The organism is Chryseobacterium sp. JUb7 (assembly GCF_024806495.1).
Classification (GTDB): domain Bacteria; phylum Bacteroidota; class Bacteroidia; order Flavobacteriales; family Weeksellaceae; genus Chryseobacterium.
The window spans coordinates 97,526-121,793 of record NZ_JANUFF010000003.1; the positions used below are offsets into that span (position 1 = coordinate 97,526).

Sequence of the window (24,268 nt, forward strand, 5' to 3'; positions counted from 1 at the left end):
GAAGTATGAAAAAATTGGAATCAAAAGAGGACATTGAACACCTTGTTAATTCATTTTATGCTAAAGTAGTTAAGGATGAAACGATTAGTTTTTTCTTTACAGATATTGCAAAAGTAGATTGGGAAAAACATCTTCCTAAAATGTATTCTTTTTGGGAATCCATTCTTTTCGGCCAAATGACCTATAAAGGCAATCCGATGGGCGTTCATTTTCCGGTCAACGAAATAGAAGCAATGGAGCAGAAACACTTTAACAAGTGGCTTGAATTATGGAGAACAACCATTGAAGAAAATTTTGTAGGCGAAAATGCAGAAATGGCTATCTATAAATCTGAGAATATTGCCAAACTGATGGCTTTTAAAATGGAATTGGCGAGAAGATTATAATCGATAAAATCCCGAATTAAAAATTGATCCGTGTTTCTAAAGTTTGCAATTAAGGAACAATCACCGTAAAAATATAAGCCGCCAGATTGACCAGCAGAACTGTTCCGTAAAGAACATTTGTCTTTCCCCTGCTCAATGAAAGCATTACGATAAATACCGATAAGGAAAGAAGAATAATATCTTTTTTATCCAATCCTAAAACCAGTGGGATATCATACATAATACAAACCACTGAAACTGCAGGAATACTAAGCCCTATACTTGCTAAAGCAGATCCTAAAGCCAGATTTAAACTGGACTGAATCTGGTTGCTTCTAGCCGCTCTGATCGCAGCAACACCCTCCGGAAGCAGTACAACTGCCGCAATGATTACTCCTACTAAAGACTTTGGAGCTCCGAAGCTCTGTACCATATTTTCAATCGTTGTAGAAAGTCCTTTTGCCATCATAACTACTATGGCAAGACACACAACCAGAAAGACAAAACTCACGAGTGTTTTGGTTAAAGATGGAATATAATGTTCTTCAGGATGCTCATCAGGAACGATAAAATAACTTCTGTGTCTTACCGTCTGAACCATAAGAAATATCCCATAAATGACCAGACAGGCAATGGAGACGAAGATCAACTGTGCCTGATTATAAAAAGGACCGTTCACACTCGATGTAAAATTGGGAAGAACCAATGTAAGTACCAAAATAGAGATAATACTTACCAGGTAGGTTGTCGCAGATGTTCTTGCAAAAAACTGCTCGTGATATTTAACCCCTCCTACCAAAATACAGATTCCCAGAATACCATTAAGAATAAGCATTACTGCTGCAAAAACGGTATCTCTTGCCAGCGTGATCGCCTGATCTCCGCCGGCCACCATCAGTGAGATGATTAACGCAACTTCAATAATGGTGATACAGAGAGCCAGAATAATTGTTCCGAACGGCTCCCCTACTTTATGAGCAACAACCTCTGCATGATGTACTGCCGATAAAACACTTCCCGTGAGTAAAAGACCTGCAATTATATCATAAACAACTCCACCGCCCATTAAACCGGAAAAGTAATAAACTACCGCTAAAACAGGGAAAATATACGTGTAATGCAAAAATTCTTTTAATCTCATAAAGTGTCTACAAAATACAAAAAATCTATGGTTTTTACAATTCTAAAAGAAAATATTAATAATATTTTAATGACTCCAGAAATAAAAATCCTGAAAATCTGTGAGCATATGAAATAATAATCCAACGCCGATAATCCTGATATTGCCTTTAAAAAATAACATCAAAAAATACACCGCAATGGCATAATAGGAATGTAAAAAATGAAAACCTATACTTCCTCTGTTGGGATCAAAGATTGGGTTTGCAAACAGATGGTCCAGATCCACAAGCATTGTAGCCAATAAAATAAGATAGACTTTTTTCCAGTTTTCACGATAGAAAACCCAAGCAATAAATAGCGGGAAAACAAAATGCAAAAAGTAATGGGTGCATGTTTTAAGCAAAGCAATATGTGAAGAATCCATCAATATTTATTTTTTGTCACCTTAGAATTAAAGGCAATTCATCTTTTTTAAATTTTAATTGTACATAATAATCCTGATCTCGATTTCCATAGAAAATATAATCCAATGACGAAATCATTCTTTTTTCATTTAACGTCAAAGTTTTCAAAGATGATAAAAGCAGTTCATTATTTCTTACAAAAATATAGTTTTCATTCAGCTTTTGAAAAGGCTGCATTTTTTTGCGGGTAGATTTTATTTCAAAGCTATTTTCTTTTTTTTCAATAGAATTGGGCTGAAAAGGAATAGCTGTAAACTGATTTTGCGCATTAATCCATTTTTTATTCCGGAAATATTCTTCTGTTTTCTCTGAATTTACACTTTCAATACTAACGATATAGTTGGGCTGGATAATTTTTTGAAAAGTTTTTTTCTCAATCTCATTAAAGTCGTCATCATAGCTATAAGTGATCACAGTATCATTTACCTGCTCAAGATGGGCTGTTGCTCTAAGATGATTAATTTTAGAAGAATCTAAGGATTTCCGGTCAAAAATAAAATCAAAATTATTGATATTCTGAGCATCTAATTCGGTTTCAAAAAATGACTTTGTCTTTAACAATTTAGAAATAACAGAAGTCGGAGGATTAAAATATATGTTATTTTTAATTTCAATATCATCATTATTCAGGCTGATAGAAAGGTTCTGGCTGTTTTCTTCAGAATGGATCAGAATACTTCCAATACCGTTTGTAATAAGTTCATCTGCATCAAGAATATCAATCTTAGCGGAAGGAAGCAGCTGGTAGTTTATATTTTTAAAATCTCTGTCAGAAGTTCCCAGAATAAGATTCTCCTTTTCTATTTTAACAAAAATCTGATCTTTTCTGAAAATATTATCTCCCTGATCTGTAAATTTTTTCTGCTTTAAAAAAGTGATCAGCTTCTGCTTATCCTTTATTTCAAAAACGCTGTACCAATCTGAAAATTTAGAATTTTTGAGGTGAAAAACCTGCAAAAAATCGGGAATTTTCACTCCCGATTTTTCTAAAGAAATTACCTTTCCTTTTTTATTCCCAAACCATTGTGAAGGATGGCTGAGAAAGCTAGAAATATATTGCCTTTTGATTTTTTTCACATCCAGTAAAATCACTACATCCGCATTGGCCGGAGCAATTGTAAACGTTTTTTCTTTATGATAAAACATCAGATAAACAGTCACCGCGATAAGAAAAACCGCAAGAGCAATCAATTTCTTTTTCATTTATAGTACTTGTGGTTTTTTCTCAGATTCATTGATTTTATAAATCTCATCAAACAGATCGAAGAAGTACATCAGGCTGTTTTCAGAAGAAGTTTTAATATTATAATCAATTTCAGTTTCAACTTTATCGCCTTTTACTTCAGATTTAAAATACATTTCACCTACATTTTTCTTTACAAAATCCAGAGTCTTTCTTTCCGAAGGGCTCTTAAATTCTTTTTCCATTCCTATCAGCAGTTTTTGTATATCAAACCTGCCCGATGCCGGATATCCGGATGCATCTTTTGCCCACTTTTTAGAAATTTCTGATTGATTTTTAGGAATAACATTATCCGATGAAGTGGTAACATACACGATTCCGTCTTTCACCGCAAACAACAGCTGATCAAAATAACCGTCATTTTTTTCTTCCTTGAATGAATAAAATTCTCCTTTTTTAATAAATTTTTTCGCCGTCTTTTTGTTTGTCGTCAGCAAATTAAAAATACGATTCCAATAGCCTTCATTTTCTGTAGCAAAAGCAAATATAAAGTTAGGCATAGCCACTTCTTTTGTTTTTTTAACTTCCTTTTCATTATAGTCAGCATCGTAATCGTAATCTGTGTATTCCACTGTTTTTGTTTTCAGTTCGTTTAACACAAAAATCCCGTTACCCGGTGCTATTTTAGCAATGGCTTCTTCATCAAGAACAATTTTCATCGTTTCCATCATCAGCTCCATTTCTTTTTGATAATCTCCTTCTCCTGAATTTTTAAGCAGACTGTACATCAGATCAAAATATTTACTTCCGTCAACATTTATAGAATAGTATCCGATACTTTTATCATTAATTAGGGCTGTCAGTTTTTTATTTTTCTTTCCTTTATATAATGACGAAATATTCTTCTGCACTTCCCCATCCTTGTGCTGATAGCTGCTGACAAGTTTTACTTTATCCTGATCAAAATATAAGTTATACGAAGAGTTGGAGTTATAAGCCTTCTCAAAAAAGCTTCCGAACTCATATCTTTTCATCATCTTTCCGTAGATTCCGTCATTCACGATTCTGCCATAATCTGTATAGACGAAAACATCAGAATTGGAATCCCTAAAAGCAAGAACATCTTTTGATACTTCCAGTTCTAAATTTGAATTGAAATACTGGTCAAAAGAATCTTCCGCCAGTTTTTTTACGATTTTAAATTTTTCTATTTTCAGCGAATCCATTTGTTTCTGGAAAGCTAAATCTTCTTCCGAGTCTTCCTCTTCCATATTTTCATTCTGAGAAGGCGGCAGAATTTCGGTATTTTTTTCAGAATAATCCTGATCTGTAGAATCTTTTTTCTCTTTTGGATACTCGTGATGTTTTTCGAGATACTTAATATCTTTCTGCATTCTTGCGATCTCAGCATTATTATCTTTTATACTCTCTTTCAGATATTTTATATCATCCTTCAGATACTGTATTTCTTCCTTATAATTGAATGGTTTTTCCGGCTCTTCTGCATATGCACTGTCTACTACAACAGCCGCACTATCTGCTACTATTGCAATACTGTCAGTATCTTCATCCGTCCATGTATTTTTGTATGGTTTGTTGTAACTGATCATTTTAAGAACCGCCTTATTACCATTCCACGCTACGAAAATATCATCGTCTATATCGACATACGAATAATTTTTTTTCCTTGTAATTTCAAGCCCTTTTTTCTTGGCAGAGTTGATAAACTCCTGAAATTTATCTTTATTATCCAGAATAAAATGCGCAGTATACATCTTTACAGAATCATTAAAACCTGCATAATGATACTGCGTAGCATCATATTTAATTCCCGTTTTAGAATAATCTGTCCACGAAGGTTTTTCCTTTCCTTTTTTCGTTACTTCCTGTAAAAAAGGGTTAAACTTCTGCCAGTTGACTTTTTTGTTCAGCTGCTTCCCGTTAATTTCCATATAGAATACAGCATCATTTGGTATTTTCATACTTTGCTGAGCAAAAACAAAGGCAAAGCCAAAGAGAAGGAAGATAATTGTTTGTGTTTTTTTTAGGATCAATTTCATGGTTTAAAATTAGAATTATTGGAAAAGGATATTATTTTGAATCTGTTTTTTCTGGAGAATGAAATCGAGAAGATTAGCTTCTATTTTCACGGCTTTTCTGTTTGGAGAAAGCATATACGAAGTATTAGACTGAGACTTTATCGTATTTTCAAATTGCAGAACGGAAGTGTATCTGGCATCATTAAAGATTTCTTTATCTGCCTTACTCATCTTATCGTAATCGCTTTTAAATGTGTTGACTTTGTTTTTGGAAAACAGTTTTTTTTCAAGGCTCTGACTGTAAATCTGCGTCGGAATCATTTTACCGATAATATTTCTGGTTTTCAGCTGCTCCAGACCTGCGTTTACATTTTCAATTTTTTTGAAATTACAACTCAGTTTAATGATATAATTATCAAAATCCAACGAAGTTTTTACATTACTGATGCCGGGAGTTGCTCTGAATATTTTGGCAGCTTCATTAATTTTATTCTCAATTTCAGATTTTTTCGGAACTTTTTTTCCGTTAATTGTTTCCATTTTAGAGATCGAAGCCAGTCTGGTTTTGCTTTTACTGGCATTCAGTATAATGGTATATTCGCCGCTACCGTCAGCTTTAACATTGACTTTATCTAATATATCGAAACAACTTGTAAGCAATAACATAGGAAGAAGCAAAATAAGCTTCCTGAGAAAAATTTTCATGATTCAGGTTTAAAAAACAAAAATACGATCTTATTTTCTAAATCCTGCCTTTTAAATAATCCTGTCGTACCTCTTCATCCAGTTTTTCAATTGCATACCGCAAACACGTACGGGGCATTTCTTTGTAATGGAGATTCAGATAGCTGATTAATTCATCTTCATTCTTCTGCCCCATTTCTCTCAACAGCCAGCCGTTTGCCTTATGCATGAGATCATGAGTGTGTTTTAAATTAGCCGTAACAAATTCTTTGGTTAAGTCAAATGATCCTTTTTTCACATAATACATCGTTCCTACAACAGCGATTCTTTTATGCCACATTTCTTCAGAATCCGAAAGGTTCCTTAGCAAATCTTCTCTTTGATTTTCAAAAGCATATCTTCCTAAAATCTTATAACAACTTGAATCTACAAGATCCCAATTATTCACATATTGTAAATGATTTAGGTAAAATAATACGATTTCATCTTTTACCGCCTTATCTTTTGTTTTTTCAAATTTTGAAATCAACATAAAAAGAGCCGTTAAGCGATGTTCATGATATTTTGACGAAAGCAGTTCGCTTAATTCATGCAATGAAATTTTAGCATAATATTCTTTCGCAACAGATCTTTGATCCGGAACTTTTACTCCCAAAAACAAATCTCCTTCGCCATATTCTCCTTTTCCGGTTTTGAAAAATTTTGGGAAAAATGCCGCTTTTTCCGGAACGGAGAGGATGGCTAATGCTTCCTGGATTTCTTTTATCATATTCATCTTTGTTTAATTTGTATTTTACAGACTTACCAAGCTCACAATAATAAAGTTTTTTCGAGCATAAAAAAAGAGCAAACCGTTACAGTATGCTCCATTTTTTTATATTAATGTTACTAATGTTTCTCTTCCAGAACAATGCTTTCCAGCTCCTCTTCTTCTTTTGCAATTTTCTTAGGATTCGCCACTTTAGCAATGGTAAGCCCCTGAACTATAATAGAAAATACAACGACACAGTATGTGATGCTTAAAATAATTTCGCTGTATTCGCTTTTAGGAATTGACATCGCCAGGGCAATAGAAACTCCACCCCGTATTCCACCCCAAACCAATACTTTCACAGTTTGCGGACTGAAGGTTGTTCGCATAAACTTCGTCGGTCCCCAGATTGAAATTACTCTTGCCAGTAAAACAATGACAATGGCTACCAATCCCGGAACGATAAAGTGTCTCAGATCTTTTATCATTAAAAGTTCAAACCCGATAAACAGGAATAAAACAGCATTCAGGATTTCATCAATTAACTCCCAGAATTTGATCAGATAATCCTGAGTAATAGATTTCATTTTAAATTTAACATTAAAATTCCCCATAAACAATCCTGCTGCTACCATTGTCAACGGCCCCGAAATATGCATTTGTCTGGCAATCAGATAACCACCCATCACCACCGAAAGTGTTACTAAAACAGAAATGATATAGTCATCCACTTCCCGCATCAGTCTTGAGGTGATCCAACCCAGAATGACTCCAAGCAGTATTCCTCCACCGGCTTCTTTTAATAGTAATATTCCTATACTTTCAACCCCGAGATCTACCTCTTTACCAATAGCCAGCTGCAATACTACAGAGAATACAACCACCGCCATACCGTCGTTGAAAAGTGACTCTCCTGCTACTTTAGTTTCCAAAGATTTCGAAACATTAGCCTGCTTCAAAATACTTAAAACCGCCACAGGATCAGTCGGAGAAATCAAGGCTCCAAAAAGAAGACAGTAAATAAACGGTAGGTTAATCCCTAAAAACGGTAATAGATAAAACATCCCAAAACCAACAACAAAAGTCGAGATAACAACTCCCAGTGTTGAAAATATCACCACAGGTCTGAGCTGTTCTTTGAGATCATTGATATTAATGTGAATTCCCCCTGCAAAGAGCAGAAAATTTAACATTGCTCCCATCAGTACCTCCGTAAAATCGATGCTGCTCATCAGATTATGAAGATGTCCGAAAGTTCTGGGTAAAATAGTCTCTCCGAAAGAAACCAGAAATATAGAAACTACAATGGCAATCACCATGATTCCGATCGTACTCGGAAGTTTAAGAAATCTGTAATTAAGATATGCGAATATTGATGCTAATACGATTAAAGCTGAAAATGAATAATATAACTCCACTAAGCTGTTTTTTTATGATTTGATTTATAGATTTAAATATAATACTTTGATGTAAATTTTGTTGCCTTCTTTTTCCCAGATATCATACATCCCGTCTTTTGCAGCTTTTGAACCGCGCGTATAATCCTGACCAATATTGAGAATATTCAGTAAGATATATTCATCACCTACAGAGTTCACGAGGTAAGCTGTTTTCTCAGATTTTCCGTCACCGGAAGACTTTATAGCGTCCGTAAGTGTGCGAAACTGACTGATGTGATGCATAAAATTATCCCCATCTTTTTTACTGTCATAGGCACGAAGCAAGATCAGAAGAATATCCAGATTGGTAGGATCTTTTTCATATAGAATCTTTCCCTGCTTAATACAGTCTTCAAAATTGTTATCTTTAAAAGCTTCCGCAAGGATTTTAAAATCATCATCGTTAGTAGAGACTTTAGGATTTATAAAATTCCTTCCGTAGTATAAATACTGTGCTTCTATGCTATCTAATGATTTTGGATATCCTTTATACTTGAAAATGAGCTTTTCGTAATTGTAAGTAGATTTGGAATTGGTAAGATTTTTTTCAATACCCTTGAAATCAATTTTTGATTTCTGAGCAAAACCAAAAATTGACATCAACACGAATAGGAAAAAGTAATATTTCATTAGTCGTTATTTTCTTCCTCGTCGTTATCGAAATATTCGAAAAGGAAATCGTTATAAGGGAATCTCGAAATATGAATTTTCATGACCTCATCATAGATCATTTTTTTCATTTCGGGAAAATTCTCTTTTGTAAGAGCCGAAATAAACACCGTTGGATATTTTGATTTTGCCATCCATGTTTTTTTCCATTCTTCAAGAGAGATGTTCTTTTTTGTAGACGGAGTAAGATCATCTTCGTCCTTTTTTTCATAGCTGAAGTCATCAATTTTATTGAAAACCATTACCATCGGTTTTTGATGTGCGTTGATTTCCATTAAAATCTGATTCACAGAATCAATATGATCTTCAAAACTTTCGTGAGAAATATCTACCACGTGAATCAGCAAATCGGCTTCGCGTACCTCATCCAGTGTAGATTTAAAAGATTCTACCAGCTGAGTCGGTAATTTTCTGATGAATCCAACCGTATCCGTCAACAGAAACGGTAAATTTCCGATCACCACCTTTCTTACCGTCGTATCAAGGGTTGCAAACAACTTATTTTCAGCGAAAACTTCCGATTTTGAAAGCGCATTCATTAAAGTCGATTTTCCAACATTGGTATATCCTACCAACGCTGCACGCACCACTTTTCCACGGTTGTTTCGCTGTGTTGCCATTTGCTTATCAATCGTCTTCAGCTTATCTTTCAATAATGATATTCTGTCACGAATGATACGTCTGTCGGTTTCGATCTCTGTTTCTCCAGGCCCCCTCATCCCGATTCCCCCTTTCTGACGCTCAAGGTGAGTCCACATTCTGGTCAGTCGGGGTAAAAGATATTGGTACTGAGCCAATTCTACCTGTGTTCTTGCATAAGAAGTCTGAGCTCTTTGAGCAAAAATATCAAGAATAAGATTCGTTCTGTCGAGAATTTTAACTTCAATTTCTCTTTCCAGATTTTTAAGCTGCGAAGGCGACAATTCATCATCAAAAATGATGGTTCCTATTTCATTTTCCTTTGCATATTCTTTTATTTCTTGAGCCTTTCCGCTTCCAATAAAGGTTTTGGAGTCAGGCTGAGTTAATTTTTGAGTAAAACGTCTGTCCACTGAAGCACCGGCCGTATAGGCCAAAAACTCCAGCTCATCCATATATTCCTGAAGCTTTTCCTCATCCTGATGCTGCGTAACAACACCTACCAAAACCACTTTTTCGTAATTATGTTCTTTCTTTTCTAGCATTAAGTTCTATCTATGTTTGTGAGATTTACAAGTTACCATTTTTCGGTAAAAAATGCAAAACAATCTTTAAGCCAATTATTATTAAATATTAACTTTAATTAATCATATTGTTGATTTATAGAATTTTAATAACTTTATAATGCTAATTTTTGAATTTTAATCATAAAATTTGCTTTTTATTATAAAAACCAACAACCGGGAGAATCATGATTACCAATATTAAATGTATCATTGTTGATAATGACGAACTGGATAAGCTGGTTCTTCATCATCATCTTAAACAATATGAGAACATAGAGGTGGTAGGCTCTTTTGATTCTGCAGAAAAAGCAATTTCCTGTCTCGATCTTCCTATTGACCTTCTATTCATTGAAACCCAACTGAAAGGGATGAGCGGCATGGCATTCCGAAAACTTGCCCATAAAATTCCGGCGTGTATTTTTATCAGCTCCCATCCGGAATTCGCTGTTGAGACTTTTGAGCTCGACACTTTCGATTTTATTGCAAAACCTTTGAAAACAGAGCGCTTTCACTATTCGATGCAAAAGCTTTTTGATTATTTCGAAATGAAAGAAAAATCAGAATGTTTTGATATGTTACTTGGAGAAAACAGCATTAAAATTAAAGAGAGCGGAAATATTCATCAGGTCAAAATTACAGATATCCTTTATCTTGAAGCATTAAAAGATTACACCAGAATCATCACATCAGAAAAGAAACATTGCATTCTCGATTCGCTTGGAAATTTACTCCACAAATCCTATTTTGATTCTTTTATCCGGATACACAAAAGCTATGCAGTTCCCAGACATCTCATCCGAAGCAAAAACACTCATGAAGTAGAACTTGTACATCATATCAAACTTCCTATCGGAAGAGCTTACAAAGATAATTTATCCTTTTTTGGCCCTAAAATCTGATTTTTAAAAAACACCGTCAATATTATATTTAAACCACAAACAACACAAATATCTCCACTTTTTGTCGTTTGTCGATTATTCTTGTCGTTTGTCTATTTTCTCAATTTTCAGTGACGATATGTGGTAATTTAGTCTTCCAAAATTCTTATAGATATTTTGGATAAACCAATTAATAACCACAAATTTATTTTATATGAAAAGAACATCTATTCACTGCTTCTTTTTCATTCTGCTCCTTATTCCCGTCAGCCTGCTCAAAGCCCAATCTGCAGTTCTGGCCACAGGAGGAAATGCGACAGGAGGTAACGGTTCGGTTTCTTATAGTGTAGGGCAAGTAGCCTATCTCACAAAAGGCAGTAATCAAATTCTGGAAGGCGTACAACAAGCCTTTGAAATTTCAACACTTGCTACAACAGAAACCTCATCAGCTGAAAAAGACATTTTACTTTATCCTAACCCCTTTAAAGACTATTTGTATTTAGATTTTACGACAAACAGCTATAAAGATTCCGAATACCAGTTATTCGATGCTCAGGGTAAACTGATAAAAAAGGATAAAATCACTCAATCCAAATCTGAGTTTAATTTTTCCTCGCTTCCATCCGCCATGTATATCATCCGGATTAATCAGGAAGGCAAAAACATAAAAACATTTAAAATCATTAAAAAATAAGCACCATGAAAAAAATATTATTCTCTGTGGGTATCTTACTCGGGACCTTTCTCTCCTATGCACAAGTACCCGAAAAAATGAGCTATCAGGCTGTTGTAAGAAATAATTCCGGCCAGATACTGGCCAATCAAAGCATAGGAATAAGAGCCAGCATCTTACAGGGTTCTCCTGCGGGAGCAGCCGTATATTCTGAAAGGCTTGTCGGAAATACCAATATCAACGGATTAATCACTCTTGAAATAGGTTCAGGTACAGTACTTTCAGGTACATTTAATGCAATCAACTGGTCTACAGGAAACTATTATTTAAAAACAGAAACAGATCCGTCAGGTGGTACAACCTATACTATCACAGGAACAAGCCAGCTATTAAGCGTTCCGTACGCGATGTATGCCAAAACAGCCGGTGGCGGCGGTGGTGGCTTCGCAATTCCTTATACCAATACCGTTAATAATGCCGGAAATCTTTTTTCTTTAATCAATGATGGCGACGGAACTTCTATTGAAGGTATTAACAACACGACTACTTCAAGCGTCGCTTCTGTACGCGGTATCGTAAGCAATACAGCACCCGGAGGTTTTTCTTCAGGAGTTCGGGGAATCAATAACGGAACCGGAGGTTTGGGGATAGGCATGTGGGGAAGCCAGGCCGGAAGTGGCTGGGGAGTTTACGGAGTTACTCCTGCCGGAATAGGAGTTTACGGAAATGCTTCAGGGAACGGATACGGAGTTTTTGCAAACAGCAATACCGGAACGGGTCTTAATGCAACAAGCAACAATGGTATTGCAGCTAATTTTGCAATATCCAACAATGCTAACAGTAATAATGTAATCAATGCCAACACTTTGGGTAACGGAACCGTCATCAATGTTTCTACAACAGGAACCGGAGCAGGGGTTTTCAGTTCTACAGGATCCGGATTTGCCATTCATGGGATTACCAGCCAGCAGACATCAGCCGGTATTATCGGAGACAATAGTGGCGCAGGAGAAGCAGTTGTAGGACGAACAACCAGTGATATTGCAGGAGCAGTAGTCGGAAGAAATGATGGTGGAGGGTATGGAGTAAGAGGTTTTGTGGCTACCAATACAACAGGAACTGGTATTGGTGTTTACGGTCAAGTGGGAATAAACAGTAGTAAAGGACGCGCCGGGCGTTTTGAAAACACCAATGCTTCAAATGATATAAATAATACTTTCGAGGTTGAAACCAACGGTAACGGAAATATTCCTGACAATACACAGGGTAACGCCGCATCTTTCTTAGTTGACAATACAAACAGTGTGGGTGCAGCAGTAAGAGGGGAAGTTAATACCATCTTCGGAAACTTCGGTGCCGCAGGTATTTTTGGTATTTCTTCAGGAACAGGAGGACGTGCCGGATTATTTTATGCATCAAATCCAAGTGGAAATGGAGCAGCATTAATTTCCTTAACAGATGGTAATGGTGATGCTATTGTTGCCAATGCCGGAAAAGACGGTGATGCGGTAGAAGCTAATGTTGATGGAGCCGGTCGCGCAATCTATGGCTGGACTCCAACATTCAGTTTAGGAAAGCCCGCGGAATTCCAAAATTTCAATACCTCAAATACAAATTCTGTAGTTACGGCAAAAACAGTCGGAAACGGTATGGCCGGAGATTTTTTCGTAGACAACACGAATGGTACTTCTGCAGCATTACATGGCAAAGTAAATTCAATATTTGCCAATTTCGGAACTGCGGGAGTTTACGGTGAATCTATTGGTACCGGAGGTTATGGCGGTTTATTCTATCAAAGAAATCCATCAGGAAACGGGCCCGCATTAATTGCACTGTCAGAAGGCGCCGGAAATGGGATTACCGCAAATGCCGGAGGAAATGGAGATGGTGTTGAAGCTACAGTAGACGGAACAGGTTCCGCTATTTATGGCTGGATTCCGAATTTCGGGACTGGTAGAGCCGGATATTTCAGAAACTTTAATAATGCCAACGGTCAGCCGGTAGTACATATAACCACAACCGGAACAGGATCTACTTTACTCGTTAATCATCAAGGTCCGTCTGGTAATATTGCTGTATATCAGAGTGCATCGACTAACGTGGCCCGTATCAACAAAACAGGAACAGGATTCTTTAATGGAGGAACACAAAATAGCGGCGCCGATTTAGCTGAAGCCTTCGATGTTGAAGGAAATACTTCTGAATATGAGCCAGGTGATATTTTAGTGATCTCAACTGATACAGACAGAACCGTAGAAAAATCTTCAAAACCATATTCCACTCTTGTTGCCGGAGTTTACGCTACAAAACCGGGAGTTCTTTTAACAGAAGAAAATATTGATTCTGAATTAATCGGAAAAGTTCCGATGGGGGTCATCGGGGTTATTCCTACTAAAGTTTGTCTTGAGGGTGGAAAAATTAAAAGAGGAGATCTTCTGGTAACCTCATCAAAATCCGGAGTTGCTATGAAAGCCAATATCAAAAAAGTGAAAATCGGACAGGTAATTGGTAAAGCGCTTCAGGATTATGATCAAAACTCAGTCGGAAAAATAAAAGTATTGGTAAACATTAAATAAACTATCATGAAATCATTATACATCATCGCATTTATAGCATTAAGTATCAATCTATATGCTCAGGAAAGTAAAAAAGCTTCTGAAGCAGAAGATCAGGCACAGGTCGTAAAACTGGCTAAAGAGAGAGAAATCCAAATGGCAAAAACCTCACAGGAAAATGCACCAAAGAAACAGGCTTCAAACATTTTAGCATCAGAACAAGGCCTGGAAGTAAAAAAACAGGAATCGAAGGTTCAGGCAAAAGCTGATAATTCCGGAAAACTATTGCCAAACACTTCCAGTCTTGAAGAAATTAAAGCAAGTATCCCCAACAGACAGGCATCAACACATACAGCACATTCTAGGAACACGAATAATGTCAGAGGTTTACCCAATACAGCCACATTAGAAGAAATAAAAAAAACAATTCCTAAAAACTAATAACAAAACTAGATTTTTCAACCAAAAAGAAAGTCCGCCAAGCAAGCGGACTTTTTATATTTGAATTTATTTTAAGATTAATCCCAATCGGCTGCAACAAATTTCATTTGATTACCCTTATCATCCGACAGTGTCAAAAAATGTCCTTCCACCGAATATTTGGTCATTTTTTCAAAATTTGTACTAAAATATGTTTCCAGATCCATATTCTGACAGGCCATCATCGTACTGCCCAGACCTGAAATACTTACTTTTCCATTGCTTTTAAATTCGGAAGTAAAAAACATTTTATTACACCCCATAAAAGCACCTCCTTTGATTTTCTGACCTTCTTTGGAAGCTGTTAAATTAATTCCTGCTTTATTCTTAATCAACTGATCTTTAGTAAATCCGTTTAAAGAAACCAACATCCATTCTCTCTGAATATGCGGATTTTTTGTCTGTACAGAAGCACAGTTGATGAGGATCCCCAAGCATAAAACAGTAAAAATTGAAACTAATATTTTTTTCATAACGCACACAATTCCATTTTCGTACCAATCCCAAACAGAATACCGTAAAAATTAGTAAATTAGCGACACAAAAATTATTTTATAAAATGAAAAGACTATTTCTACTATTCACTTTCTTGTTGGGCTTTGCTCAGATGAGGGCGGATGAGGGTATGTGGCTGTTGATGCTCATCAAAAGGCTAAACGGTGTTGATATGCAAAAAGAAGGTTTGCATTTGACTCCGGAAGAAATTTATTCAGTAAACAATTCGAGCATGAAGGACGCTATCGTAAGTTTCGGTGGCTTCTGTACGGGTGAGATTGTTTCTAATCAGGGACTTATTTTCACAAACCACCACTGTGGTTACGGTGCTGTTGCAGCAGCTTCTACTCCGGAAAAAGACTATTTAAAGAATGGTTTCTGGGCAATGAAGCAGAAAGACGAGTTCAATGCTAAAGATCTCTATGTAAGATTTTTAGTAAGAATGGATGATGCTACACAAAGAATCAATTCTAAATTGAATAACAGCATGACTCCTGAACAGAGAAAAGCTGTCATCGATGCTGAAACTAAGGCTATCCAGTCTGAAAACTCTGAAAACGGAAAATATACAGTTGTAGTAAGAGATTTCTTCAACGGAAATGAATTTTATTATTTTGTATACCAAGATTATAAAGACATCAGATTAGTAGGTGCTCCACCTTCATCATTAGGAAAATTCGGAGGTGATACAGATAACTGGGAATGGCCAAGACACACAGCTGACTTCACTGTTTTCAGAGTATACGCTGATGCTGCCGGAAATCCTGCAGAATTTGCACCTACGAACGTTCCTTTGAAGCCTAAGCATTTCTTACCGGTTTCTCTTAAAGGAATCAAGCCAGGTGACTTCTCCATGATCATGGGATACCCAGGAAGAACAAACCGTTATTTAACATCTTACGGTATTCAGCAGATGGTTAACAAAGATTATCCGGCTTGGGTTGAATCTTCTAAGCTGGCAATGGATATTATGAAGAAGTACATGGATAAAGATAAAGCGACTCAGCTTAACTATGCTTCTCAATATGCTTCTGTAGCTAACTATTGGAAAAACAGACAGGGAACAATAGACGCTGTTGATAAAAACGGTACTATTACTGATAAACAAAAAATTGAAGATATCTACAGAAAATGGTCTGTACAGCCAGGTAATACTGAATATGACGGAGTTTTAGAAGATATTGATGCTTATTACAAGCAAGTTTCTGACAGAAACGTTGAAAGAAACTACTCTTCTCAGTTTTCAAGAAATGCTAAATACATCAGCCTGGCAATTCAGGTAGGTTCTGTATTAAAGGCTTATGCAGCACAGGACATGCAGGGAAGACTGGCTATGAAACCAAAAGTAGATGCTGCTATTAAAGCTGCTTACGAAAACTTCAACCCTCAGTTGGAAGGCGAAATGTTAAGCGGAATGGCAAAACTTTATAAAGCCAGAGTAAACCAGAATGTTGCTTCTGCTACTATTTTAGGAATTGATCCGGCTACAGTATCAAACGTTGCTTATTCTTCAATTTTTGCGAACAAAACATCAGCAACAAACTTTATCCTGAATCCTGATGCATTAAAATTAGATGCAGATCCACTTTGGAAACTGGCTAACGGAATCGTTGCTGATCAGAAAATGAGTGCTGAAAGATTCTCGAAAGTAGATGATAATTTTGCTAAAAACAACAGATTATTCTTAGCTGGATTAATGAAAGCTATGCCTGAGAAAAAATTCTATCCGGATGCTAACTCAACAATGAGATTAACATATGGAACGGTAGATAAATTACCGATCAGACAAGACAGAAACTACTTCGGTGTTACAGATAACTATTATACAGACATGACAGGTCTTGTAGGTAAATACAAGAAAGGCGACGAAGAATTTGATCTTCCACAGAGAGTGATCGATCTTTACAATATGAAAGATTTCGGTCAGTATGCTGATGCTAAAGGATATATGCCTGTTAACTTCTTATCAAACAACGATATTACAGGTGGTAACTCAGGATCTCCGGTAATTGATGGTGACGGTAACCTTATCGGTATCGCATTCGACGGAAACAGTGAAGCTTTAAGTGGTGACATCGTATTCGAACCTGAATGGCAAAAAACAATCAACGTAGACGTTCGTTTTGTTCTTTGGACAATCGACAAATATGCTGGTGCAAGAAGATTGATCGACGAATTACAATTGGTAAGAGACGAAAATACTCCTGCAGATACAAAAACAAAAGCTCCAAAAGCAGAGCCTAAAAAGAAAAAATAATCTTCTTTGATTTATTTTTAAAACCGTGAAAGTTTTCTTTCGCGGTTTTTTATTTTTGAAAATTTAAGATATCTTCAAATAAGAATGTTTCACCCAAGACGATTTTTATTCTAAAATTCCGCTTACCCTTATTTGAATAATGCTAATATCTCTATTTTAATTTTTTAAATCTGCCTCAAGATATTGCTCCACTCCACCGTTTGTGATCGCAATAATGCCATCATGGTGGGCAACAGTAGCTCCCAAGTCATTTTTTATTTCTTTAAAATATCCTTTTGATGCATAGCTTACATTTTTTTGCCATAAAAACTGGGCAGATAGACCCGTATTGTTTTCAATGGTTAAGATTCCCAGATCATCTCCAAGACCTAGTGACTCAATATTAACAACTACACTTTCATTGGCCGCAAAAGTTTTGCTTAATAAGCGGACTGATTCATTTATATCTGTAGTATTCATTTATCTGTTTTTTTTGATTTGATTTCATTATTACTTTACAAACATCAACCTATAAAGCGACAAAACTTGACGTATTATTTTTTTATAATTAAAGAACCAGACAAAAACTGTCTGGTTCATCACTTTCAGTTAATCTATGAAATAGGAACTCCCAGATAATTTAAATAGGAATCCAACATTTTTTTATCAAAAACAGGCTCTTTAATATCAGAATTTTTAAGAAAATTAACAATATTAGAATTGTCCCACACGTACGTATTCTGGTAAAGCTCCACCGTGGATAAACCCTCATGCATATTATCTTTAAAAAGGCTGGTTAATGGATAAAGTCTGTTTTTACTGTCGTTTTCCCAATATTTTCGCCAATCTTTATAAGATTGAGGATTGAGAGTATGTGGATAGTATTTTTTGAGCAGACCAAAGAAATCTTCCAAAGTAAGATTTGTTTCAGGACTTGCGATGAGGTTAAATTTCTTCCCAACAGCTTGTTTGTTTTTTGTGATATGTCCCATAGCCTGAGTCATATAGTCAACGGTTATGAGCCCTTCTCTTAATTCCTTCAATGCGGGATAAGCTTTAAATTCAATACAGTTTTTAACTAATCCTGACCACCACTGATATGGTGCACTGGCTCCTGTTTTACTGTGACACATGGCATACCCCAAACGGTAAGTAATTAATGGCAATCCTTCTTTTGCTGCAAGGTCCGCAATGGCTTCCATTACGTATTTACTTCTTACATAGCCTATATCCTTGCTTACAGACATCACATTTTGTTCAATATCATCAGATTCCATCATAACAGTTTTTCCGGTGAACACATGCCCCCAGCTATATACAGAAATAGTAGATAATAACGCCAGGCATTTTGTTCTTTCTGCCCCCGCCAACCGTATGATTTCTCTTAAACCTTCTACATTAGGAGCTTTCATATAAGAATAAGGCTCGATAAAGTTAACAGAACTTCCTGAATGATAAATAAGATCAATACTATGGGCCAGCTGAGTAAAAACTTCATCAGACAACCCCAATGAAGGCACGGCCAAATCACCAATTACAGGAATAATTCTTGATATCTGCTGTTGATTTTTAGGGATATTAAATTGTTTAAAAGATGTATCTATTTTTTCCAGCGCATGAAAATTATCCTGAGCCCTTACCAGACAATAAATATCTGCATCCGTTGTATCCAGAAGCTCCTGAAGCAAGTGAATTCCAACAAATCCTGTTACTCCCGTTAAAAATATTTGTTTCGGATTTTCAATTTGTTTCGGATCAAAACCTCCGGCAAATACAGTCCCCGGATTAAGATAAACATCATTCTGCAGTTCTACATAAGGCTCCATATCTTCCACAGGAATCGCTTCTCTTTCATCTTTTGCTCTCGAAATCAGAACATTTGAAAGATCTTTCAGAACCGGAAACTGATAAATATCCCTCATATAAACCTTTACACTGAGTTTTTCCTGTAATGCAGTGGTTACAATAGCTACAAAAAGGGAATTTCCTCCAATATCAAAGAAATTGTCTGTCATGTTAATCACTGGGCGTTCCAGTTCTTCTGCCCAGATATCCGCAATTATTTTTTCTGTTTCGTTGGCGGGTGGTTCATGAGACACCAGATCTCTGGCTTCTTTATCAGCAAGCTCTTTTAATACTGTAACATCGGTTTTCCCATTTGACGTCAAGGGAATTTTGTCAATGAAAATAATCTGAGCCGGAATCATATATCCTGGCAATTCTTCTTTTAACTGATTCCTGATTGATGAAATATTTTTATCGACTCCATCTTCAAGAATAAGATAGGCAACAAGGTATTTATTTTTTCCGGCATGGTCATTTGTGATAACTACAGCCTCACAAACACTATCCAATTGTATAAGGGTTCGCTCGATTTCTCCAAGCTCAACACGGAATCCGCGGATCTTGACCTGGTTGTCTATTCTTCCTAAAAATTCAATCTCACCATCTGAAGACCATTTTGCAAGATCTCCGGTACGGTATATTTTTTCACTTTCTTTAAATGGATTGGCTACAAATTTTGCGGAAGAAAGCTCTTGATTATTTAAGTATCCTTCCGCCAAGAGAATACCTCCGATGTATAATTCTCCTGTAGCTCCTATTGGCAATAATTCCATATGATCTCCCAGAATATAAGCCTGAGCATTAGCAATCGGTTTTCCAATAGAAGAAACATATTGCCCTGCCACATCTTTTACTTTTTTAAATGTAGCATATACCGTACATTCTGTAGGTCCGTAATAATCCACCAATTCATAACTTAAACCTTCTGTAGAAACAGGCTTAAGTTTTTCACCAGCAGTAAAAAGATATTTAAGTTCCAGGTCATTCCTGTTTTTTGTATCTGCAATAAACGCAGGAACCAACACTGTAGGAACAAAACCATGGGTAATTTTATGTTTTCTATAAAAATTAACTAAAGCTGAAGCATCAGTTCGTTCTTCATTATCCGCAATAAAAAGAGTGGCACCGGAAATAAGCGCCGACCAGATTTCCCATACCGATATATCAAAGGCCAAGCCTGCCACCAATGTTAATTTTGACTTTTGATTAACCTCAAAATATTGATTATGCCAACTTACCAGATGCTGAATGCTTTGATGTTTTACCATAACTCCTTTTGGCTTCCCGGTAGATCCTGAGGTATAAATAGTATATGCCACTGAATCTTTGTGAGGAGGTATAACTTCAGGTCCCAGCAACGAAAAATCTTTCGTATGAGCAATATAAAGTACATCTGTTTTTTCATTTTTGCTCAGAGCGTTCCCAAGTGCACGATTTGTAATAATTACAGAAGCGGAAATATCGGACAGGATATATTCAACACGTTTTGAAGGATATGAAGAATCTATTGGGACATAAGTAGCCCCAGTTTTCAGGACTCCAATCATGGCTATAACAAAATCTAGAGAACGGTCGAGCCATATTGGAACATACGTCCCTCCTCTCGTCCCTTTTGAAAGTAAAGCATGAGCAATCTGATTGCTTTTTTGGTCTAATTCTCTGTATGTAAGCTGTTGGTTTCCAAATACAGCAGCCGGATGGTCTGCATGTAATACAACTTGTTTTTTGAACAGGGAAATCAGAGTTTCCTCTTTATCATAATCCCAATTTGTTTTATTGAACTCAATCAGAATTTTCTCTCTATCTTCTGCTGATAAAGATACTGACGCAATTGTTGGCTGCAAATTTGGCGTTGTGTTTGGCATTTTAAATGATATTTGGATTTGGTTAAATATAAAACAGCAACGTTTATACTGTAAAGCAGTAAAACATTGACGTTGTGATGTTAAGGTTTGTGATATTTTATGTTTGATGAATTAACTCAAAACATAAAGTGACAGCTTAGCAAAGAAAAGCCAGGCAGGTTTGTTACATGTGTTTTCATATCAGTTTTTAGTTTTTTTGAGATAATTATATACTTGAAAAATTGAATCCTTAACTAGATTGATCTAGTAAAAAACGTTCAAACAATCGGCTCAATTACTTTATTTTTTTTAATTTGTAGAGTAAGAACCATAGGATATCGGGTCTTTTTTCTTCCATGAGTTAATGTTTTAATGATTGTGGTAATCAAATTTAACATAATAAAATCAAGGATTCAAAACATTTCCTTTAATTTTTCGAAATTAAAGCATAACAAATTGTATATCAAATAATAAAATACATTAATATATCCCATAAAAGAGATTAAATAGATTTAAAATTCGAAATTTTAAAAATAATAAGCTTAAACATTCCAGAATTCCCTGTCTAAACTTCTGTATTGTATTGCCTCAGAGACATGCTGTGATAAGATATTTTCAGACTGTTCTAGATCAGCAATGGTACGGGAAACTTTTAATATTCTGTCGTAGGCTCTTGCGGAAAGATTGAGTTTTTCCATCGCTAATTTGATAAGATTAAATGAAGCACTATCCAGTTCACAGAATTTTTCTAATTCTCTCGACCCTATTTGAGCATTATAACTGATTTTCAAATCTTTATATCGTTCATTCTGTATTTCACGGGCTATTAAAACACGCTTTCTGATATCTTCACTCTTTTCACCTTTTCTTTTTTCAGCAAGCTGTTCAAACTCAACTTTCTGAACTTCTATATGAATATCAATCCGATCCAAAAGAGGTCCTGAAAGTTTATTCATATAGCGCTGCATCTCAAAAACCGATGACGTGTTATTAGGATCATCCGGAAAATATCCGCTTGGACTAGGGTTCATGGATGCGACCAACATGAAGCTTGAAGGATAGTTTACCGTAAATTTGGCTCTGGAAATCGTTACTTCGCGATCTTCAAGAGGCTGTCTCATCACTTCGAGAACGGTTCTTTTAAATTCCGGCATTTCATCTAAAAATAAAACACCGTTATGAGCTAATGAAATTTCTCCCGGTTGAGGGTAACTTCCGCCTCCAACCAATGCCACATCTGATATGGTATGATGTGGAGCCCTGTAGGGACGAGTTGTCATGAGTGATGTCTCCAGACCCATTTTTCCGGCTACAGAATGTATCTTCGTTGTTTCCAATGCTTCCTTCAAGGTCAATGGAGGCAGAATACTGGGAACTCTTTTAGCAAGCATTGTTTTTCCACTACCTGGCGGGCCTATTAAAATAATATTATGACCACCTGCAGCAGCGACTTCCATTGCTCTTTTAGCAGCCTCCTGTCCTTTCACTTCTGAAAAATCAAACGGAAAATCATTTATTCTCTCCTGAAATTCTTTCCGTGTATCAATTATAAATTTCTCAAGAGGCTTCCCTTCATTAAAAAAATCTATAACTTCTTTGATGTTCTCAACTCCATATACATCAATATTATTGACAATAGCCGCTTCCCGTGTATTTTGTTTTGGTAAGATAATTCCTTTAAATCCTTCTTCCCGGGCCTGAATAGCAATGGGCAAAACACCTTTTATAGGCTGCAGCGTTCCGTCCAAAGAAAGCTCACCCATAATAATATAATCGTGAATGTTTTCAGCTGAGATCTGATCTGAAGCAGCCAAAATTCCGATAGCAATACTCAGATCATAGGCTGCACCTTCTTTCCGCAGGTCAGCAGGAGCCATATTAATGGTAATCTTTTTTCCAGGAATTTTATATCCCACATTTTTAAGAGCTGCAGAAATTCTGTAGCTGCTTTCTTTAATAGCATTATCTGCAAGACCTACAAGATGATAGCCTACTCCTCCGGTATCTATATTAACTTCAATAGTAATCGTCTGGGCCGACACTCCGAATATGGCACTTCCGTAAATTTTAATCAGCATGATTGATTGTGTTTTGCCGTAAAAATAATTAATATTTCTTTCTACAAAATTCAACTTCAGGATGGATAAAATTCAATAAAAAACTATTTTAAAAACATGAATTATAAGTATTTTTGAAAATATAAATCTGCGCAAACAAGGTCTGCGCAGATCAGATAAACATTGAAAAAACCAAAATAACTTAGGATCGACTTAATTGTTATTTTTTAATGAATTTATTTTTATAAATTTTACCTTCAGAGCTTTTAGAAACGATCATATAATTTCCGGGAACCAGTTCACTTACATCAATCGCTTCATTATATCTATGATTTGATTTCTGCTTGATCAGTTTTCCGGACATATCGATAATTGAAATATGATAGTTTTTGTCAGATTCTTTGCCTACATACAAAAGCTGAGTGGTTGGATTTGGATAAACTTTCAAATTATTTTCTTTAGTTTTTGTTTCACCGGTCCCTAAAGTACAGAACGAAAAGTTTCCAAAATTAAGCTGAACAAAACCTGCCATTCCTAAGAACTCGCACTGATCAGGACAATATTCGGTACAGGCATAAAAACCATAATACCCTGAGGTTGTTGCATCGTAAGAATCTCCCGTGGCACCTCCTATGATACACGGATCTCCCGGAACCGGAGGAATATTGCTGGGAGTGCATTTATACCAGGTATGAACTCCATACACTGCAGGATAAATATTTTCAAACCTTACTGTAGCTCCTTCACACACATTGTATGTATCAGCATCGGTCTGTTCATAAGTACCGGGAGTAAGCGTGGTCATCATAGCCGGAAGACCGTATGCATAACCGTCTGCAAGAATTTCCGGACTTTCAGCATTACAGTCATTCTGAGTGACCGCTACTTTAAAATAATACAGCATATCATTAGTTCCGTCAATCGTCAAAGTCTGAGATGTTGCTCCGGAAATCGCCACCCACGGATTGTTATTCGGAGTCTGCCAGTCCCATTCCTGTTTATACCACTGATAAGAATCATATATTTGAGTCGTCGATAATGTCTCAGACTCACTGTTACAAAAAACAACTTTATCAGGAAACATTGCGCCCAACCGTGGGCTTGTAATCGTTGGATTACACTGTGCTTTCAAAATAAAAAAGCTAAACAGCAGAGCTGTCAAAAAAATTAGTTTTGTTTTCATATTCTAATATTTAAATAGTTGATTTCGTGGTTGTTTTTTTCATGATATCGTCTAAAAATAAAAAACACTTTCCTAAGACCTATACAATATAAGTCTTAACA

Annotated in this window: 20 protein-coding genes; 6 read left to right on the forward strand and 14 right to left on the reverse strand. The window is 36.1% G+C overall.

The annotated features are described in order from the left end of the window. The first annotated feature begins 5 nt into the window (after window positions 1–5). A complete protein-coding gene (locus M2373_RS07265) occupies window positions 6–386 on the forward strand; it encodes a group III truncated hemoglobin (RefSeq protein ID WP_259109065.1) in 381 nt (126 codons plus the stop codon). Between the two features lie 49 nt (window positions 387–435). On the opposite strand, the gene M2373_RS07270 is transcribed toward M2373_RS07265, so the two are convergent. The 9 genes from M2373_RS07270 to hflX form a co-directional block, all read right to left on the reverse strand. Then, window positions 436–1,506, reverse strand: coding sequence for a calcium:proton antiporter (locus M2373_RS07270; protein WP_259109066.1), 1,071 nt, complete (start codon window positions 1,504–1,506; stop codon window positions 436–438). A gap of 66 nt (window positions 1,507–1,572) precedes the next feature. Further along, entirely contained in the window at window positions 1,573–1,911 is a 339-nt protein-coding gene (locus tag M2373_RS07275) for a DUF6122 family protein (protein ID WP_259109067.1), read from the reverse strand. 16 nt (window positions 1,912–1,927) lie between these two features. Beyond that, entirely contained in the window at window positions 1,928–3,154 is a 1,227-nt protein-coding gene (locus M2373_RS07280; RefSeq protein ID WP_259109068.1) for a hypothetical protein, read from the reverse strand. Next, on the reverse strand, window positions 3,155–5,194 hold the full coding sequence (locus M2373_RS07285; RefSeq protein ID WP_259109069.1) for a hypothetical protein: 2,040 nt from the start codon (window positions 5,192–5,194) through the stop codon (window positions 3,155–3,157). It lies immediately after the preceding gene. 15 nt (window positions 5,195–5,209) lie between these two features. Beyond that, on the reverse strand, window positions 5,210–5,878 hold the full coding sequence (locus M2373_RS07290; protein ID WP_259109070.1) for a hypothetical protein: 669 nt from the start codon (window positions 5,876–5,878) through the stop codon (window positions 5,210–5,212). Window positions 5,879–5,915: 37 nt separating this feature from the next. Continuing rightward, entirely contained in the window at window positions 5,916–6,632 is a 717-nt protein-coding gene (locus M2373_RS07295) for a DNA alkylation repair protein (RefSeq protein ID WP_259109072.1), read from the reverse strand. A gap of 113 nt (window positions 6,633–6,745) precedes the next feature. Further along, complete coding sequence (locus tag M2373_RS07300) at window positions 6,746–8,026, reverse strand: sodium:proton antiporter (protein WP_259109074.1); 1,281 nt, start codon at window positions 8,024–8,026, stop codon at window positions 6,746–6,748. A 24-nt stretch (window positions 8,027–8,050) separates the two neighbouring features. Next, window positions 8,051–8,677: a DUF4919 domain-containing protein gene (locus M2373_RS07305; protein ID WP_259109076.1), complete on the reverse strand. Its 627-nt coding sequence runs from the start codon at window positions 8,675–8,677 to the stop codon at window positions 8,051–8,053. Further along, on the reverse strand, window positions 8,677–9,900 hold the full coding sequence (gene hflX, locus M2373_RS07310; protein WP_259109078.1) for a GTPase HflX: 1,224 nt from the start codon (window positions 9,898–9,900) through the stop codon (window positions 8,677–8,679). The genes M2373_RS07305 and hflX overlap by 1 nt, the downstream gene beginning before the upstream one ends. A 206-nt stretch (window positions 9,901–10,106) precedes the next feature. Here hflX and M2373_RS07315 point away from each other — a divergent pair, with 206 nt between their 5' ends. The 4 genes from M2373_RS07315 (at window position 10,107) to M2373_RS07330 (ending at window position 14,468) form a co-directional block, all read left to right on the forward strand. Continuing rightward, entirely contained in the window at window positions 10,107–10,820 is a 714-nt protein-coding gene (locus M2373_RS07315) for a LytTR family DNA-binding domain-containing protein (protein ID WP_259109080.1), read from the forward strand. 193 nt (window positions 10,821–11,013) lie between these two features. Further along, window positions 11,014–11,493, forward strand: a complete 480-nt coding sequence (locus M2373_RS07320; protein ID WP_259109082.1) for a T9SS type A sorting domain-containing protein — start codon at window positions 11,014–11,016, stop codon at window positions 11,491–11,493. A 5-nt stretch (window positions 11,494–11,498) separates the two neighbouring features. Continuing rightward, window positions 11,499–14,048, forward strand: coding sequence for a collagen-like protein (locus tag M2373_RS07325; protein ID WP_259109083.1), 2,550 nt, complete (start codon window positions 11,499–11,501; stop codon window positions 14,046–14,048). Window positions 14,049–14,054: 6 nt separating this feature from the next. Then, complete coding sequence (locus M2373_RS07330) at window positions 14,055–14,468, forward strand: hypothetical protein (protein ID WP_259109085.1); 414 nt, start codon at window positions 14,055–14,057, stop codon at window positions 14,466–14,468. 77 nt (window positions 14,469–14,545) lie between these two features. On the opposite strand, the gene M2373_RS07335 is transcribed toward M2373_RS07330, so the two are convergent. Further along, window positions 14,546–14,980, reverse strand: a complete 435-nt coding sequence (locus M2373_RS07335) for an META domain-containing protein (protein WP_259109087.1) — start codon at window positions 14,978–14,980, stop codon at window positions 14,546–14,548. Between the two features lie 86 nt (window positions 14,981–15,066). Here M2373_RS07335 and M2373_RS07340 point away from each other — a divergent pair, with 86 nt between their 5' ends. Further along, a complete protein-coding gene (locus M2373_RS07340; RefSeq protein ID WP_259109089.1) occupies window positions 15,067–17,259 on the forward strand; it encodes a S46 family peptidase in 2,193 nt (730 codons plus the stop codon). Window positions 17,260–17,415: 156 nt separating this feature from the next. On the opposite strand, the gene M2373_RS07345 is transcribed toward M2373_RS07340, so the two are convergent. The 4 genes from M2373_RS07345 to M2373_RS07360 form a co-directional block, all read right to left on the reverse strand. Then, complete coding sequence (locus tag M2373_RS07345) at window positions 17,416–17,718, reverse strand: hypothetical protein (protein ID WP_259109090.1); 303 nt, start codon at window positions 17,716–17,718, stop codon at window positions 17,416–17,418. A 134-nt stretch (window positions 17,719–17,852) separates the two neighbouring features. Further along, window positions 17,853–20,948: an amino acid adenylation domain-containing protein gene (locus M2373_RS07350; protein ID WP_259109091.1), complete on the reverse strand. Its 3,096-nt coding sequence runs from the start codon at window positions 20,946–20,948 to the stop codon at window positions 17,853–17,855. A gap of 521 nt (window positions 20,949–21,469) precedes the next feature. Next, window positions 21,470–23,005, reverse strand: coding sequence for a YifB family Mg chelatase-like AAA ATPase (locus M2373_RS07355; protein WP_259109092.1), 1,536 nt, complete (start codon window positions 23,003–23,005; stop codon window positions 21,470–21,472). A gap of 199 nt (window positions 23,006–23,204) precedes the next feature. After that, on the reverse strand, window positions 23,205–24,167 hold the full coding sequence (locus tag M2373_RS07360; RefSeq protein ID WP_259109093.1) for a T9SS type A sorting domain-containing protein: 963 nt from the start codon (window positions 24,165–24,167) through the stop codon (window positions 23,205–23,207). Window positions 24,168–24,268: the final 101 nt, after the last annotated feature.